Annotated in this window: 15 protein-coding genes and 2 tRNA genes; 10 read left to right on the top strand and 7 right to left on the bottom strand. The window is 43.5% G+C overall.

The window, feature by feature from the left end; translation table 11 throughout:
- Positions 1 to 4 precede the first annotated feature (4 nt).
- From L5M37_RS07315 to L5M37_RS07290, 6 genes are all read left to right on the top strand, one after another.
- Positions 5 to 553 (top strand): YggT family protein, encoded by a 549-nt coding sequence (locus tag L5M37_RS07315; protein WP_105251874.1) that lies wholly within the window; start codon positions 5 to 7, stop codon positions 551 to 553.
- Positions 553 to 858 carry a DUF167 family protein YggU gene (yggU, locus tag L5M37_RS07310; RefSeq protein ID WP_263197139.1) on the top strand — a complete coding sequence of 102 codons (306 nt, stop codon included), beginning with the start codon at positions 553 to 555 and terminating at the stop codon, positions 856 to 858. Before L5M37_RS07315 ends, yggU begins: the two co-directional genes overlap by 1 nt.
- A 135-nt stretch (positions 859 to 993) precedes the next feature.
- Complete coding sequence (locus L5M37_RS07305) at positions 994 to 1,428, top strand: DUF4426 domain-containing protein (protein WP_113939419.1); 435 nt, start codon at positions 994 to 996, stop codon at positions 1,426 to 1,428.
- Between the two features lie 122 nt (positions 1,429 to 1,550).
- Complete coding sequence (gene rdgB / locus L5M37_RS07300) at positions 1,551 to 2,168, top strand: RdgB/HAM1 family non-canonical purine NTP pyrophosphatase (protein WP_131523655.1); 618 nt, start codon at positions 1,551 to 1,553, stop codon at positions 2,166 to 2,168.
- A complete protein-coding gene (gene hemW / locus L5M37_RS07295; protein ID WP_263162131.1) occupies positions 2,168 to 3,334 on the top strand; it encodes a radical SAM family heme chaperone HemW in 1,167 nt (388 codons plus the stop codon). Before rdgB ends, hemW begins: the two co-directional genes overlap by 1 nt.
- A gap of 152 nt (positions 3,335 to 3,486) precedes the next feature.
- Positions 3,487 to 5,337, top strand: coding sequence for a DUF885 domain-containing protein (locus L5M37_RS07290; RefSeq protein ID WP_263197137.1), 1,851 nt, complete (start codon positions 3,487 to 3,489; stop codon positions 5,335 to 5,337).
- Positions 5,338 to 5,992: 655 nt separating this feature from the next.
- Here the strand turns inward: L5M37_RS07290 and L5M37_RS07285 are convergent.
- The 5 genes from L5M37_RS07285 to trmB form a co-directional block, all read right to left on the bottom strand.
- Positions 5,993 to 6,934: a LysR family transcriptional regulator gene (locus L5M37_RS07285; RefSeq protein WP_006082526.1), complete on the bottom strand. Its 942-nt coding sequence runs from the start codon at positions 6,932 to 6,934 to the stop codon at positions 5,993 to 5,995.
- A gap of 440 nt (positions 6,935 to 7,374) precedes the next feature.
- Positions 7,375 to 8,196: a YggN family protein gene (locus tag L5M37_RS07280; RefSeq protein ID WP_219233935.1), complete on the bottom strand. Its 822-nt coding sequence runs from the start codon at positions 8,194 to 8,196 to the stop codon at positions 7,375 to 7,377.
- Positions 8,197 to 8,379: 183 nt separating this feature from the next.
- Positions 8,380 to 9,294, bottom strand: coding sequence for a glutaminase B (glsB, locus tag L5M37_RS07275; protein WP_028761292.1), 915 nt, complete (start codon positions 9,292 to 9,294; stop codon positions 8,380 to 8,382).
- A complete protein-coding gene (locus L5M37_RS07270) occupies positions 9,294 to 9,620 on the bottom strand; it encodes a YggL family protein (RefSeq protein WP_028761293.1) in 327 nt (108 codons plus the stop codon). The genes glsB and L5M37_RS07270 overlap by 1 nt, the downstream gene beginning before the upstream one ends.
- 48 nt (positions 9,621 to 9,668) lie before the next feature.
- The gene (gene trmB, locus L5M37_RS07265) at positions 9,669 to 10,385 is read right to left on the bottom strand and encodes a tRNA (guanosine(46)-N7)-methyltransferase TrmB (RefSeq protein ID WP_105251866.1); all 717 of its coding nucleotides are present in this window, start codon (positions 10,383 to 10,385) and stop codon (positions 9,669 to 9,671) included.
- A 200-nt stretch (positions 10,386 to 10,585) separates the two neighbouring features.
- Between trmB and mutY the strand changes: the two genes are divergently transcribed.
- Together mutY and L5M37_RS07255 are read left to right on the top strand one after the other, a co-directional pair.
- Entirely contained in the window at positions 10,586 to 11,692 is a 1,107-nt protein-coding gene (gene mutY, locus L5M37_RS07260) for an A/G-specific adenine glycosylase (protein ID WP_263191135.1), read from the top strand.
- 2 nt (positions 11,693 to 11,694) lie between these two features.
- On the top strand, positions 11,695 to 11,973 hold the full coding sequence (locus L5M37_RS07255; RefSeq protein ID WP_011788659.1) for an oxidative damage protection protein: 279 nt from the start codon (positions 11,695 to 11,697) through the stop codon (positions 11,971 to 11,973).
- Positions 11,974 to 12,060: 87 nt separating this feature from the next.
- Here L5M37_RS07255 and L5M37_RS07250 read toward each other — a convergent pair whose 3' ends face one another.
- Entirely contained in the window at positions 12,061 to 12,636 is a 576-nt protein-coding gene (locus tag L5M37_RS07250) for a YceI family protein (RefSeq protein WP_028761297.1), read from the bottom strand.
- Between the two features lie 4 nt (positions 12,637 to 12,640).
- A complete protein-coding gene (locus tag L5M37_RS07245; RefSeq protein ID WP_028761298.1) occupies positions 12,641 to 13,192 on the bottom strand; it encodes a cytochrome b in 552 nt (183 codons plus the stop codon).
- A gap of 389 nt (positions 13,193 to 13,581) precedes the next feature.
- Here L5M37_RS07245 and L5M37_RS07240 point away from each other — a divergent pair.
- Both L5M37_RS07240 and L5M37_RS07235 read left to right on the top strand, forming a co-directional pair.
- A tRNA-Phe gene (locus tag L5M37_RS07240) sits at positions 13,582 to 13,657 on the top strand.
- Between the two features lie 34 nt (positions 13,658 to 13,691).
- Positions 13,692 to 13,767 (top strand) — tRNA-Thr (locus L5M37_RS07235).
- Positions 13,768 to 14,397 lie beyond the last annotated feature (630 nt).

Genomic DNA, 14,397 nt, shown 5'->3' with positions numbered 1-14,397 from the left:
CTCGATGAATGCATTTACCTTTTTAATCACCACTCTATTCGATCTCTATTTGATGGTGGTGATTTTGCGGATTTGGTTACAACTGGCAAGGGCAGATTTTTACAATCCTTTTAGCCAATTTATTGTTAAAGCAACTCACCCGCTCATCGCACCAATGCGCCGTATTTTGCCTTCCTTAGGGCGATTTGATACCGCATCTTTCGTCCTCGCATTATTGGTTGTGATAGCCAAGCTGCTACTAATTAGCCTCATTGCGGGCGGTGGCATAGACATACTGTTATTTTTGCTGTTTGCCGTTGTATCTGTGGTCAAAAAAGCAGGGGTACTTCTATTTTGGATGCTATTAATACGCGCAATCTTAAGCTGGTTTAACCAAGGCTATAATCCAATTGTAATGATTATGGGTCAGTTAACTGAACCCGTATTAGCACCAATACGTCGTATCATACCGCCAATTGGTGGTTTAGATTTATCCGTAATGCTGGTCATTATTGGTATGAATTTCCTCAATATGTTACTTGCTCAATATATCCCTTATTGGGCTGTGATCTAATGAGTGCAGTGACTTTGCAGCAAGGTGACTTGCTGCTTAATCTCTACATTCAGCCTAAGGCTAGCCGAGATCAAATTGTAGGATTGCACGGTGATGAGCTAAAAGTAGCCATCACTGCGCCGCCTATTGATGGCAAAGCGAATGCCCATTTAAGCAAGTACTTAGCAAAAGCTTTTAAAGTGCCAAAGAGCGACATTCATATAATGAAAGGTGAACTTGGCCGACATAAACAAATCCGCATTATTGACCCTAAGATCATCCCAAGTGTCATTACTGAACTGATGGGGCAAGATAGTGAAAGGTAATTCAGTTGAAAGATCACTCAGTTAAAGAATCGTACAACTGAAAACGAATTAATCCTTTGAATGCTATTAATTTATTGGAAAAAATAGTCACGGCGGCCCTATAATCCAACATTCCCTAATATGAGGTATCCCATCATGTTCCGTAATCTTCTCGCTGTATTAGCCCTCACGGCCAGCCTTTGCGGTGTTGCAAATGCCGAGCAAAAAGAAACTGTCGGCAATTTTGATATTCATTACATGGCACTTGGCAGTACATTTTTAACGCCTAGCATAGCCAAATCCTATGGCATTAAGCGCAGTAGCTACACTGGCATCATCAATATTGCCGTATTAGATATTAGCGAAGCAAATAAGCCCGCAGTACCCGTTGAAATTACTGGAGTTGCTAATAATTTGTTAGATGCGCGAATCAATCTAACGTTTAAAGAGATCCGCGAAGGTGATGCAATTTATTACATTGCCGAAGTACCCTACCGCGATGATCAGGAAATCAACTTCAATATCGCAATTAAATATGGCAATCAACTGAACACGAACTTACAGTTCAAGCAAAAATTCTACGTTGAATAAACCTATTTTATACCTTTGTTGGCGTTGCTTTCCTGTAGCGCCAACCCCTTTCCCTGTCCTTTACTATTGAGCTTGGGTATCATAGTGCCAACGCACGTCGCCCCATTTATGATAGGTATTCCATGCAACAAATCGTCCTCGCCAGCGGTAATAAAGGCAAACTCGCTGAATTCGATCAAATGCTCGCAAGCTACGGTGTCACTGTACTGCCGCAGAGCCAGTTTAATGTCAGCGAAGTAGCAGAAACGGGTACCACTTTTGTAGAGAATGCCATTATCAAAGCAAGGCATGCCGCCGAAATCACCGGACTTGCGGCCATTGCCGATGATTCGGGTTTAGAAGTGGATTTACTCCAAGGCGCTCCAGGCATTTATTCAGCACGTTACGCAGGCGAAAATGCCAAAGATCAAGACAACGTATTGAAACTACTTGAGACGTTAAAAGACCAGCCAGCACCTCGCGGGGCAAGATTCCAATGCGTACTGGTATATATGCGCCATGCGAAAGACCCTACCCCGATTATTTGCCAAGCCTCATGGGAAGGCCAAATCGACTTTAGCCAACGCGGCGCTAATGGCCATGGTTACGATCCGATTTTTATCCCTGAAAATTATCAATGTAGCGCGGCAGAGCTGAGCAGCAACGAGAAAAATGCCTTAAGTCATCGTGGTAAAGCTCTAGTGCAACTCATCGCTGCCATGCAAGCCCAAGGCGTATTAACTGGCGGGAATGCACAATAATGTCGTCAACTGCCGTGACTACTACGATGAAGCTCGAACTGCCACCACTCAGTCTGTATATCCATATTCCCTGGTGCGTACAAAAGTGTCCCTATTGTGACTTTAATTCCCATGGCCAAAATGGCGAACTGCCACAAGAGGCTTATGTTGATGCGCTATTGGAAGACTTACGCCAAGATTTACATCTCGTCCAAGGGCGGCAGATCCATACCATCTTTATCGGTGGCGGCACGCCATCATTATTCGATGCTAAACAAATCAAACGCATACTCGATGGTGCCAATGCGCTAATTCCCTTTAGTGACAATATCGAAATCACTATGGAAGCCAATCCTGGTACTTTAGAGCACGATGACTTTAGTGCCTATCGTGCAGCGGGCGTCACTCGTTTATCTATCGGGGTGCAGAGCTTTTCTAAGGATAAACTCAACTTACTCGGACGTATTCACGATCAAAACGAGGCACAAGTCGCCGCTCAAAAAGCCAGCCAAGCGGGATACTTGAGTTTTAACCTCGATTTAATGCATGGATTACCCAACCAAAGTTTTGCTGAAGCTATGGCCGATATCGACACGGCAGCGGCGCTTAACCCGCCACACCTATCTTGGTATCAGTTAACAATTGAGCCCAACACCCTATTCCACTCAAAACCGCCGCAGCTGCCCGATGACGAAGCGCTCTGGCATATCTATGAGCAAGGTCAACAAAAGCTGGCCGCATTAGGGTATGAGCAATACGAAATATCTGCCTACGCAAAACCTGGTTACCAATGTAGGCACAATCTCAACTACTGGCAGTTTGGTGATTATCTAGGCATAGGCTGTGGCGCCCACGGCAAAGTGACGTTGCCAGAAGAAAACCGCATCATACGCACGGTAAAAATTAAACATCCCAAGGGATATCTGAGTGCACACAACTACACCTTCGAATCGATTGAAGTTGCAGAGGAAGACCGCGCGCTCGAATATTTAATGAATCGCCTGCGTCTGATGACACCTATTCCTAAGCAAGAATTTGAACTGCGCACAGGACAACACAGAGACACATTGACCGAAGGAATGGAAAAAGCCAAACAACGCGGTTTACTCACAGAATCCGCTGAACATTGGCAATTAACCAGTAAAGGTCATATGTTTGTTAATGATTTACTGACACAATTCTGCTAAGCCTGCCGTTAAAATAGCTCTATAAATAATGTGTTAGCTTTCAATAGTGCAGTTTAATACTATTACTGCTAACACATTTTCTAACACTAATATCCATACATTCTTGTTCCGCTTCTTTAGTATTGATGCAAATCAATCTAGGAAGCCTGATCATGCCAATAAAAACTAAAATCAGCTTAGTCGCACTGACCCTTTCAGCTCTGCTGACCATTCCCGCGTATGCAGCATCAACTGCGCCAGCCTTACACAGTGCAAGCGAACCTGTGAATGCAGTAGCGCAAACCGAATCAGAAAAAGCCAATGCCCTGTTCGAAACCATCTTCATGGAAAACATTATGGCGAGTCCCATTTCGCAGACCTATATGGGGATCAAGCAAGACTATGATAAATGGGATGAACTAGGTGATGCCGCCGATGATAAAACCCTAGATCGCACAAAAAAACAACTGGAGCGGGTCAATCAGATTGATGCGACCAAACTCGATCCACAAACTCATCTTAGCCTCACGTTACTGAAGCAAAATCTGCAAAATGACATCGAAGATGACCAATGGCGCTATCATAATTACCCTGTGAATCAGATGTATGGTGGCCACTCTATGATCGCCTCCTTCTTAATTAACCAACATCAAATCACAGATGTCAGCGATGCCAAGGCCTATATCAGTCGCTTGAATGGCGTTCCCAAACGCTTAAGTCAATTACAGACAGTATTAGCCATTCGCGCAGATAAAGGCATTATCGCGCCTAAGTTCGTATTCGCTTATGTGATTTCAGACAGCCAAAACATCATCAAAGGTGCGCCTTTTGATAAGGGCGACGACAGCGCGCTACTCGCAGATTTTCGCCGTAAAGTGAACCCATTAGCGATTCAAGAGACAGAGAAGCAAGCACTGCTTAAACAGGCTGAGCAAGCACTCATTACTCAAGTTGAACCCGCCTATAACAAGCTCATCAGTTACATAAAAACCTTAGCAGCCAAAGCTGATGACCGCGATGGTGCGTGGAAACTCCCTAACGGCCCCGCCTATTACAATAATGCCTTGGCACGAACGACCACGACAAACATGAGCGCCGATCAAATCCATGACTTAGGACTTTCTGAGGTGGAACGTATTCACAATGAAATGCGTGCCATCATGAAGAAGGTCAATTTTAAAGGCGATTTGCAGCAATTCTTTAGCTTTATGCGTGATGATCCCCAGTTCTACTACCCCAATACCGCCGAAGGCAAAGCCGCCTATTTAGCTGAGGCGACTAAGTTCATCGACAATATGAAGTCGCGCTTGGATGAAGTGTTCAAAGTAAAACCTAAGGCCGCCATGGTAGTGAAGCAGGTTGAAGCCTTTAGAGAAAAATCTGCTGGTAAAGCCTTCTATGAACAACCAGCACCGGATGGTTCTCGTCCAGGTAGCTACTATGCAAACCTATATGACATGAAAGCCATGCCAAAATACCAAATGGAGGCGCTGGCCTACCACGAAGGTATTCCAGGTCACCATATGCAGATCGCCATTTCCCAAGAACTGCAAAATATTCCTAAGTTCCGTAAGTTTGGTGGCTATACCGCGTATATTGAAGGCTGGGGTTTATATAGCGAATCTTTCCCAAAAGAAATGGGACTCTACGCCGATCCTTACTCTGACTTTGGTCGCCTAGCAATGGAGTTGTGGCGTGCCTGTCGCTTAGTCGTTGATACTGGCATCCACACAAAAAAATGGACCCGCGAGCAAGGCATAACCTATTACGTGGACAATACGCCAAATGCTAAATCAGATGCGGTGAAAATGGTTGAACGCCATATCGTTATGCCATCGCAAGCGACAGCTTATAAAGTAGGTATGATTAAACTACTAGAGATAAGACATAAAGCAGAGCAACAGCTTGGCAGTCAATTTGATATCCGCGACTTCCATACGCTAGTACTTGCTAACGGCGCATTACCACTGGATGTGTTAGAGCAACAAGTCGATCTCTGGATAGCCAGTAAGAAGCAGGCCTAATGCCTTAATGCTTAGCCGTGAAGCACTGTTAACTTGCTTCACGACTAAAGCGACATAAGTGAAAGTCTTAAGCTGCGCCCAATAAAAAAGCCACTCGAAAGTGGCTTTTTTATTGGTACCATTATCCCGTTAGATAACAGAACCCTTCTCACTGTGGGTCACTATATTTGTTGCATTAATATATGCTTTAGCACTCGCCTTCACATCATTTAACACACAGTTGCGACTTTAGGGTACAGGGAGACAAAACTTGTGCTCAAGGCTACAAACCATCAATAAAAAATTACCTCAGCGATAAGGCTGAGGTAAACCAAAAACTAGGATGATGGTTTAAAGAGCCAACATTGTTTTAGTTCTCAAACTTCTGTTGGCTGTGATCCAAAACTGCATTAACGCCGACCTGTATACAAAAATTGAAAGGGGTCATTTCCAATAAACGTATAGGACTCAGATCATTCCGAATCAACTGTTACCATTGTATTCAATTAAGAACAGAGTTCAAGGATGTTATAAAAAAGTGCTTTAGTAACCCCTAAAAAACCATCAACAAATGTACTCATTAACTCAACCTAAAGCATTGATTTTAAATGACCAGAAAAGTACCTGCCCAATTTAAAACCACATAAGACTGCTTTTGAGAACAATGTTTCCTATTTTACTGACGTTTACTGAATAATTCGACATAGGGAGCATCCCAATACGGTGGCGTTCCTATGTGATCTTTGATGAATTCGATAAAAGAACTAACCTTAGGTGCTAAGTGCTTACGACGGGGATAAACCGCCTGCAATGGCAGATGGTGGGTCAATTGCCAATCCTTCAGTAAAGGCACTAATGTCCCTTTAGCAATTTCATCTTCCATCAGATAACTCGCAAGATACACAACTCCAAGACCACTGATTGCAGCAGATTTTAATGCAGGCGCATTATCCACCCTGAAATTACCCGATACGCCAATTTCACAGTAGTCATCACCCTTCTTAAATTGCCACATGCTGTGCTCGTGCCACTCACCTTGATAGACCAAACAGTTGTGGTCAACTAGCTGCTCAGGTCGAGTTGGCTCGCCATGTTGAGCAATATAGCCAGGCGAAGCAACTAACAGGAATTGGCACTTCATCAGAGGTCTAGCAACCATGCCAAGCGGTAATTGCTCAGACATAGTTAACAGTAAGTCTAAGCCTTCGCTCACGACATCCACTTTATGGTCCAGTAAGCTCACTTGTAGCTCAAGCTCAGGGTGTTTTGCCATAAAAGATGGCAACGCAGGAATGATATGCATCACCCCAAAGGATTGGGAAATACCCACCTTGAGCACGCCGCGGGTCGCATCATTTAAGTTATGCACGCTGGCTATCGCTTGTTCAGCGTCACGCAGCAGTTCTTCACCTTGCAGATACAGCAAATGCCCTGCTTCAGTCAGACTTAAGCTGCGGGTGGTACGTTGAATTAATTGAACACCAAGTCTATGTTCAAGATCGGCGACTTGTGTACTGACCTTAGACTTAGAGATCCCAAGCCTTCTTGCGGCGGCACTAAAACTACCTGCTCTGGCCACATGAGTAAAAATCGCAATAGGTTCTAACAGTTCTAACATGGAAGTCGCCTTAAGCTGTTTACGACAATGATATTAACTTTCGGTGAACAACTATGGTTAGCGTAATCATCGCTTAAAAATAACCATAGCATTGATATCTCGCATCAAAATGATATAACGCAGAGATTTAGACCGAAAAAGTCCACTAAAGTAGGGGGTTATATCTGACTGATATGCCAGCTTTTAATTATATTTTAAGAGTATACCAAATATTCGTCTCTAGACTGTAACATTCCGAACTAAATCGCTGCAAGCCTAGCCTATTAAGCCACATCAACTTAGCCATAAGGGTTGTCGCCACGATTAAACCGTAGCCAATAAAAAAGCCCCTAGTCGATAAATTGACTAGGGGCGTAGCATTCAAGTTTGACTCATGCACAAGGAGATAGAAGTTATTGCAGTTAAAACTAAGGGCGATTCGCAAGAACTATTTACAAGAACTATTCACGCAGTTCCTTGGTTGAGTTTTGTGTCAACACATAAGGTGCTAGTTCTGGCACTTCTTGGCGCAATTGATTTTCAAGCACTAACAAATTTTCAAATCGGTCGCACAAACGGTCAGCCTTAGCTTCTAATCCCTTAGATTGGCTCTCAACTTGTTGCTCAATATCTTGGCCTAAATTGTCCATTTTTTTGGAGAAGGTATCCATCTTGGCTTCAAAATTCTCACCGCCACCAGACATGATTTGGCCACCTAAGTTCATCATAATTGCGCCAATTGAATTCTGGACAATTTGTTCCATTTCCTGCTCGAATTCATCGTTAAATGTACTTTGCATCGAGTCTTCAGTCGCCCCTAAATAGAAGCTATCACCATTCTTATAAGCCACTGAATCAACCCGTTTTTGAACGCCAGCCATCATTTCATCAAATTTTGCACCAGCGGCATCACCCATTAAAGGTGTTAAGGCCATACCAACCGCTTTGGAAGCAAGAGATACTGCCTCATTCACCAGTTCAATCACTTCTGGCACTTGAGTCGAAACTTCATCGGCATATTGAGTAACCAATTTTTTCTGCTTGTCGGTTAAGTTAACTTGCTTACCTTCCACAAATAACTTGTCAACTTCGATACGATACTTTTCTGTGCCCTTCTCGCTCATGACTAATTTTTTAGGCTCAACCATAACGTCATAATTTAAGGCGACTTCACAGCGTTCATCTATTTTTGGCTCTGTTTGTGCTTGCGCCAGCTGTACGCTAGATGTTCCTAAAATCACGCCAGATAATGCAAATCCAGTTAATAACTTATTTAATTTCATTTTTGTTCGTCCTTTAATCTGAATAATTCGATAAACCTAAACTACTGAATAGCTTATAGCAGGAGATGTGCCAACTTTATAACAATATGATTATGTTGGATTTTTAAAGTTAGCACTAAAAGGTCATTAGCGAAATTCGCTAACATTTAGTCTGATAGTGCTAATAAAAAACGAGAGATAAGACTAGAAAATAGAACGACCGAGACGCTGACTGAGATGCTCAAGCATCGCAGTGCCCGCAAGTGAGTTGCCATTATTATCGAGTTCTGGCGACCATACACAAATCGACAGTTCTCCAGGGATCACGGCAATAATACCACCACCGACGCCACTTTTACCTGGCATACCAACACGATAAGCAAACTCACCCGCACCATCGTATAAGCCAGAGGTTGCCAACAGAGCGTTAAGTTGTCGAGTTTGCACTTGAGAGATAAGCTCAGACCCTGTGATACTTTTACCGCGATTAGCCAAATACAACATGGCCTTAGACAAGTCAGCACAATTCATCTTCAAGGCGCAATAATGAAAATAGGTGCGCAGCACAGTATCAACATCGCCTTGAAAATTACCAAACGACTTCATCAAATAAGCGATAGCCGCATTGCGCGCACTATGCTGATATTCTGAATCTGCTACTTGTTTATCGAAACACACTTTATCGTTTTGGCTTAGTTGCCTGACTAACTCAAGCATTCTGTGTTTAGGAGCACCTAAACGACTCTGCAATAAGTCAGCAATCACTAACGCGCCAGCATTGATAAAGGGATTACGCGGCTTGCCACGTTCTAACTCGACTTGTACTAAAGAGTTGAATGAATGGCCCGAAGGTTCTTTGCCAACACGGCTCCAGATTTCGGCTTCTTCATACAAAGTTAACGCTAAGGTTAAGCTGAAAACTTTGGAGATACTTTGAATCGAAAACGGCTCAAGGTAATCGCCCGCACCTAAAGTTTCACCGTCAACAGTCGTGACGGCAATGCCTAATTTTCCAGCATCAACGCTGGCCAGTGCGGGGATATAATTTGCAACCTTTCCTTGGCCGAGCAAGGGTCGAACTTTCTCGACCACTTCCTCAAGTAATGCCAACTCGGGCATTAACCCCACCAAATGTCGTACAGTTCGCTAACTTCAACCTGAGACACTTTTTGGGTCGCCCAGAATGCCTTAACTGCAGCAATATCTTCTTCGGTACATTTCCCAATCGTTTGAGTGGCGATAATGCCTTCCCATTCGATGTGGCCGCCGCCATGGAAACCTAATTTACGGGTTTCGATCACTTCATCGATGAATTTATCTACAGTTGCATCGATATCGGCTTCAGATACTGATGCATCAAAAGTCCAAGCCATATCGAAACCTAACTCTTGGAATTCATCAACGCGCATTTTCTTACGTAAACGACGGCTACGATTAGTTGCCATAGTGATTTTCCCTTTTGTGTTTAAAATTAGCTAAAATTGAGTTCGTGATTAAGCGATACGCTCAAACATCAGATCCCATACACCGTGACCCAGTCTATGGCCGCGGGCTTCAAACTTTGTCAATGGACGATGATCAGGACGCGGCACAACACTGCCGTCGGCCGACTGGTTTTGATAACCCGGAGCGGCTTGCATCACCTCTAACATATGCTCGCTGTACTCTTCCCAGTCAGTGGCCATATGGAACACACCGCCAATTTTTAGCTTGCGACGAATAAGTTCGGCAAATTCAGCTTGTACGATGCGGCGTTTATGGTGACGTTTTTTATGCCAAGGATCTGGGAAGAACAATTGCACTCGGGCTAATGAACCGTCAGCAATCGCATGTTCTAATACTTCCATGGCATCGTGATGATACACACGTAAATTAGTCACACCAGCAATGGCGGCATCACTGAGGCAAGAGCCTACACCCGGTTTATGTACTTCAATACCAATGAAATTTTGCTCTGGTGCATCTTTAGCCATTTGTACTAAAGAGGCGCCCATGCCAAAGCCAATTTCCAGCACAGTATCGGCTTCACGACCAAAAACGTCGCTCAGTACCAATGGCACTGGGCTGTAATCTAAACCCATTGTTGGCCACTGGCTTTCAATAGCGTGTGCTTGGCCTTTGGTTAGGCGACCTTCTCTCAGGACAAAGCTTCTGATCTTGCGCAGATACTTGCCTTCTTCATTAAATTCAGCGGTAGTGACTTCGCTCATTTTTGCCTCGTCTAGTGGACAACACCATCATAAAAGAAGGGCATTATCCAAAGTTCAACATACAGTGCAAGCACTAATGGGGCGAAAGTATACCAAGATTATTTAAGAGTGCGAATTTAGCAGCGATTTTTAGCTTTAGATCCCTTGCCAACTTATCTTTGACGCTTGTCTAAGAAGATAACTGCCGCTACACTGCGCCGATGAAATCTACAGCCTCCTTCGCTACACGTATCGTCTCTTGGTACGACAATCACGGTCGTAAAACCCTCCCTTGGCAGCAAGATAAAACCCCATATCGCGTATGGGTTTCTGAAATTATGCTGCAACAAACTCAGGTTGCGACTGTTATTCCCTATTATCTTAAATTTATGGCGCGTTTTCCCGATGTGTTAGCACTTGCTAACGCGCCAGACGATGAGGTATTACATCATTGGACCGGTCTTGGCTATTACGCTAGGGCGCGTAATCTGCATAAAGCAGCCAAAATAATCCGCGATGATTATCAGGGATTATTTCCAACACATTTTGAACAAGTGCTCGCCCTACCCGGCATCGGCCGCTCGACGGCAGGCGCAGTATTGTCATTGTCACTTGGGCAACATCACCCCATTCTCGATGGCAACGTAAAACGTGTATTAGCAAGACATGGGGCAATAGCAGGTTGGCCAGGGCAAAAGACGGTTGAAGAGCAACTTTGGCAACTGACGAATGCCTTCACACCGCAGCAAGATATTCAGAAATATAATCAAGCCATGATGGATATCGGCGCCAGTATTTGTACTCGTAGCAAACCTAACTGCGCCGCTTGCCCTGTAGCGATTGATTGCAAAGCTCAACTGATTGGCAGACAAACCGATTTCCCTGGCAAAAAGCCTAAAAAAACCATACCAACCAAAGCGGCGTGGATGTTAGTGATGATGCAAGACAACCAAGTCTTTCTAGCTAAACGTCCGCCAGCGGGAATTTGGGGCGGGCTCTGGTGTTTCCCTGAATTCGCTACCCAAGCTGCCCTTGAAACTCATCTTGAAGAGCAAGGGTTTGATGCGCAGCAACTCGAATGGTTAACTGGCTTTAGGCACACATTTAGCCACTTTCATTTAGATATTCAGCCCATGATGCTTAACTTAGATAAAACTCACGGCGATAAAACCCTCGGCAATAAACAGAGCGTGGGTGCTGTCATGGAACAAAACCAGTCTCTCTGGTATAACATAAGTCATCCTTCCAAAGTGGGACTCGCCGCCGCCACCGAGCGCGTGCTAGCCAATTTGGGATCACTCGTTCAATCCGCAGTCAGTAAGGAATAATCATGGCGCGTACAGTCAATTGCGTATATTTAAATAAAGAAGCCGACGGCCTAGACTTTCAACTGTATCCAGGTGATTTAGGTAAGCGCATTTTTGATAACATCAGCAAAGAAGCTTGGGGCCTATGGCAAAAAAAGCAAACCATGCTGATCAACGAGAAAAAACTCAACATGATGAATGTTGATGATCGTAAATTTCTTGAAGAACAAATGACCTCTTTCCTATTTGAAGGTAAAGATGTTGAAATTGAAGGTTTTGTACCAGAAAAAGACCAAGATTAATTCTGGTCGTTAGTCGGCTCTCAGTATAAAGCTTACAAAAAAAGCGCCTTTCGGCGCTTTTTTGTATCTAAATGGCAGAATAAAGAGTTACTTACGCACGCCTTCAACCACTAGATCTAACTCAACATGGCTAGATGCTGGACCTAAATCCATCTTGATACCGAAATCTTTCATCGCAAAGGTAGTTGTGCCCGTAAAACCGGCACGGTAGCCACCCCAAGGATCCTGACCTTCACCCACAGCATGGGCCTTAATCGCTAATGGTTTAGTCACACCATTTAAAGTTAAGTTGCCGTTAATCACTAAATCGCCATTTCCTTTATCTTCCACCGAAGTAGATGCAAAGGTCGCTTTAGCGAATTTGCCAGTATTAAGGAAATCTTCACCGCGAATATGTTTGTCACGCTCAGCATGGTTTGAATCGACACTTAATGTATTCACTGTGACATTCACTTTCATCGCAGTTGGTTTAGCCGCATCGTAGCTAAAATCGCCGCTAAAATCATTAAAACGCCCCACCACATAGCTATAACCTAAGTGATTCACTTTAAATGTAATAGAAGCGTGAGCGCCTTCATGATCAATCACATAGTCAGCAGCTGAAGCCGCCACAGGAGCCAATAGAGATACACCAATCAGTGCGCTTAACAGTTGCTTTTTCATTGTATTATCCTCGTTTAAATTTAATCATTCTAAGTAGGGTAGTGTCTTTATCGATAAAGTGATGTTTTAATGCGCCCGCCGCGTGAATAACGACCAGCGCGATCAAGCTGTAAGCCGCATACTGGTGAATATCACCCGCGATATCAGCTTGGTTTTCAAACAAAAGTCCCAATCCTGGTAGTTCAAACCAATCAAACACCCAGATACCACGGCCATCTGCGGTTGAGATCAAAATGCCAGCAGTCATAATGACAAAGAGCAAGACATAAATAATAAAATGCGCCAAATGTGCGGCCGTCTTTTCCCACGGTTTATGACTCGCCTCAGGTACAGGCTTGGGATTAACTAAGCGCCATACCAAACGAAATATTGTCGCAGCCAATAACAGAATCCCAATACTTTTATGTAGATGCGGCGCAGTCTTGTACCAAGTACTGTAGTAGGTTAACTCCACCATCCACACACCGACTGCAAATAACCCAATCACGACGAACGCACTCAACCAATGGGTCACAATGGCGGTAATTCCATAAGCAAACTGACAATTTCGAAACATACTGCGACTCCGTACTCGCGTTTTCTTCATGCTATCCATGAAATAATATTCATTATCATAAATCTAAATTTAAAAACTAAAATCAGTAAAAATCGCTTATATCTTTCTAAATTTTAGAAAGTAAGCCAAAAATCATGATCTGTGAGCACAAAGCTATAGTAAACATCAGTATCCCTCTGACTTGAAAAATACAGCCAACGAATGAAATTGAACTGAGTTCACAGAATAAGAGATAAAAAACACCCAAGATGTGCATTAAACAGCCGAACGAGTGATTTATCAGGAAAAAGCACTTGCAGAGGTCAAACACCCTAGCTAATATAGCCGCACTTCGAACGATACGGCTTAGCCAACGAGTTCAAAGTAGTTAACTAACACTTAGTTTAGTTGCCCGAATAGCTCAGTCGGTAGAGCAGAGGATTGAAAATCCTCGTGTCCCTGGTTCGATTCCGGGTTCGGGCACCATTATTCTGTAGTAAAAATTGCAGTAAAGATTTAAGCCGGCATAGCTCAGTTGGTAGAGCAACTGACTTGTAATCAGTAGGTCCCGAGTTCGACTCTTGGTGCCGGCACCATATAAAACAATGAAACCACTCAATGAGTGGTTTTTTTGTATCTGAAATTTGAATAATAACTCACAAAGTCTGTGGCCAATCGCAACTGACTTACTCTTGATAATACCAGTAGGTCCCGAGTTCGACTCTTGATACCAGCACCATATAAAACAATGAAGCCACTCAATGAGTGGCTTTTTTGTATCTGAAATTTGAATAAAAACACAAGATGTGAGTAATGAACAGCAACTGATTTACCCTCGATAACAACAGAACAGTTGGCCTCGTGTTTGACTCTTGATACCAGCACCATATCAATAAACAAGCCACTCGCTTACTCTTAGTTGCTCCGCTTAGTTACACCCCATAAATATCAGCCAGCCATCAATCAAAACTCAACAATACCCACTGCGCTCCACAGCTCCTTGCTTGCAATAGATGAGCTTAAACCTTAATTTTTCTCTCCCCAATAGCAGATAAATGAATGAGGAAGTTAGGATAAACAGCCATAAGGAACACCTATTGGCGTTAAAGTGCTGAAACTTTCAGCGGTAAAATAAGAGTAAAACGAAAGAATCAAATAAATAAGCGCATTTTGTTTAATAGTTAATCAGTCACTTAAAAAGGGCTTGCACAGCTAAAGCGAGCACT

Origin of the sequence: Shewanella sp. SM69, from assembly GCF_025653985.1 — a bacterium.
Classification (GTDB): domain Bacteria; phylum Pseudomonadota; class Gammaproteobacteria; order Enterobacterales; family Shewanellaceae; genus Shewanella; species Shewanella oncorhynchi.
Note: the sequence above shows the minus strand (reverse complement) of the source record. Positions and strands in the feature narration are given on the sequence as shown.

What these genes read in the sequence shown, in the direction of transcription:
- L5M37_RS07250 (WP_028761297.1), bottom strand. Translation starts at nt 12,636, where the DNA reads ATGAAAAAGCAACTGTTAAGCGCACTGATTGGTGTATCTCTATTGGCT.
- L5M37_RS07270 (WP_028761293.1), bottom strand. Translation starts at nt 9,620, where the DNA reads ATGGCAACTAATCGTAGCCGTCGTTTACGTAAGAAAATGCGCGTTGAT.
- mutY (WP_263191135.1), top strand. Translation starts at nt 10,586, where the DNA reads ATGAAATCTACAGCCTCCTTCGCTACACGTATCGTCTCTTGGTACGAC.
- L5M37_RS07245 (WP_028761298.1), bottom strand. Translation starts at nt 13,192, where the DNA reads ATGTTTCGAAATTGTCAGTTTGCTTATGGAATTACCGCCATTGTGACC.
- L5M37_RS07285 (WP_006082526.1), bottom strand. Translation starts at nt 6,934, where the DNA reads ATGTTAGAACTGTTAGAACCTATTGCGATTTTTACTCATGTGGCCAGA.
- L5M37_RS07255 (WP_011788659.1), top strand. Translation starts at nt 11,695, where the DNA reads ATGGCGCGTACAGTCAATTGCGTATATTTAAATAAAGAAGCCGACGGC.
- L5M37_RS07305 (WP_113939419.1), top strand. Translation starts at nt 994, where the DNA reads ATGTTCCGTAATCTTCTCGCTGTATTAGCCCTCACGGCCAGCCTTTGC.
- L5M37_RS07290 (WP_263197137.1), top strand. Translation starts at nt 3,487, where the DNA reads ATGCCAATAAAAACTAAAATCAGCTTAGTCGCACTGACCCTTTCAGCT.
- glsB (WP_028761292.1), bottom strand. Translation starts at nt 9,294, where the DNA reads ATGCCCGAGTTGGCATTACTTGAGGAAGTGGTCGAGAAAGTTCGACCC.
- hemW (WP_263162131.1), top strand. Translation starts at nt 2,168, where the DNA reads ATGTCGTCAACTGCCGTGACTACTACGATGAAGCTCGAACTGCCACCA.
- yggU (WP_263197139.1), top strand. Translation starts at nt 553, where the DNA reads ATGAGTGCAGTGACTTTGCAGCAAGGTGACTTGCTGCTTAATCTCTAC.
- L5M37_RS07315 (WP_105251874.1), top strand. Translation starts at nt 5, where the DNA reads ATGAATGCATTTACCTTTTTAATCACCACTCTATTCGATCTCTATTTG.
- trmB (WP_105251866.1), bottom strand. Translation starts at nt 10,385, where the DNA reads ATGAGCGAAGTCACTACCGCTGAATTTAATGAAGAAGGCAAGTATCTG.
- rdgB (WP_131523655.1), top strand. Translation starts at nt 1,551, where the DNA reads ATGCAACAAATCGTCCTCGCCAGCGGTAATAAAGGCAAACTCGCTGAA.
- L5M37_RS07280 (WP_219233935.1), bottom strand. Translation starts at nt 8,196, where the DNA reads ATGAAATTAAATAAGTTATTAACTGGATTTGCATTATCTGGCGTGATT.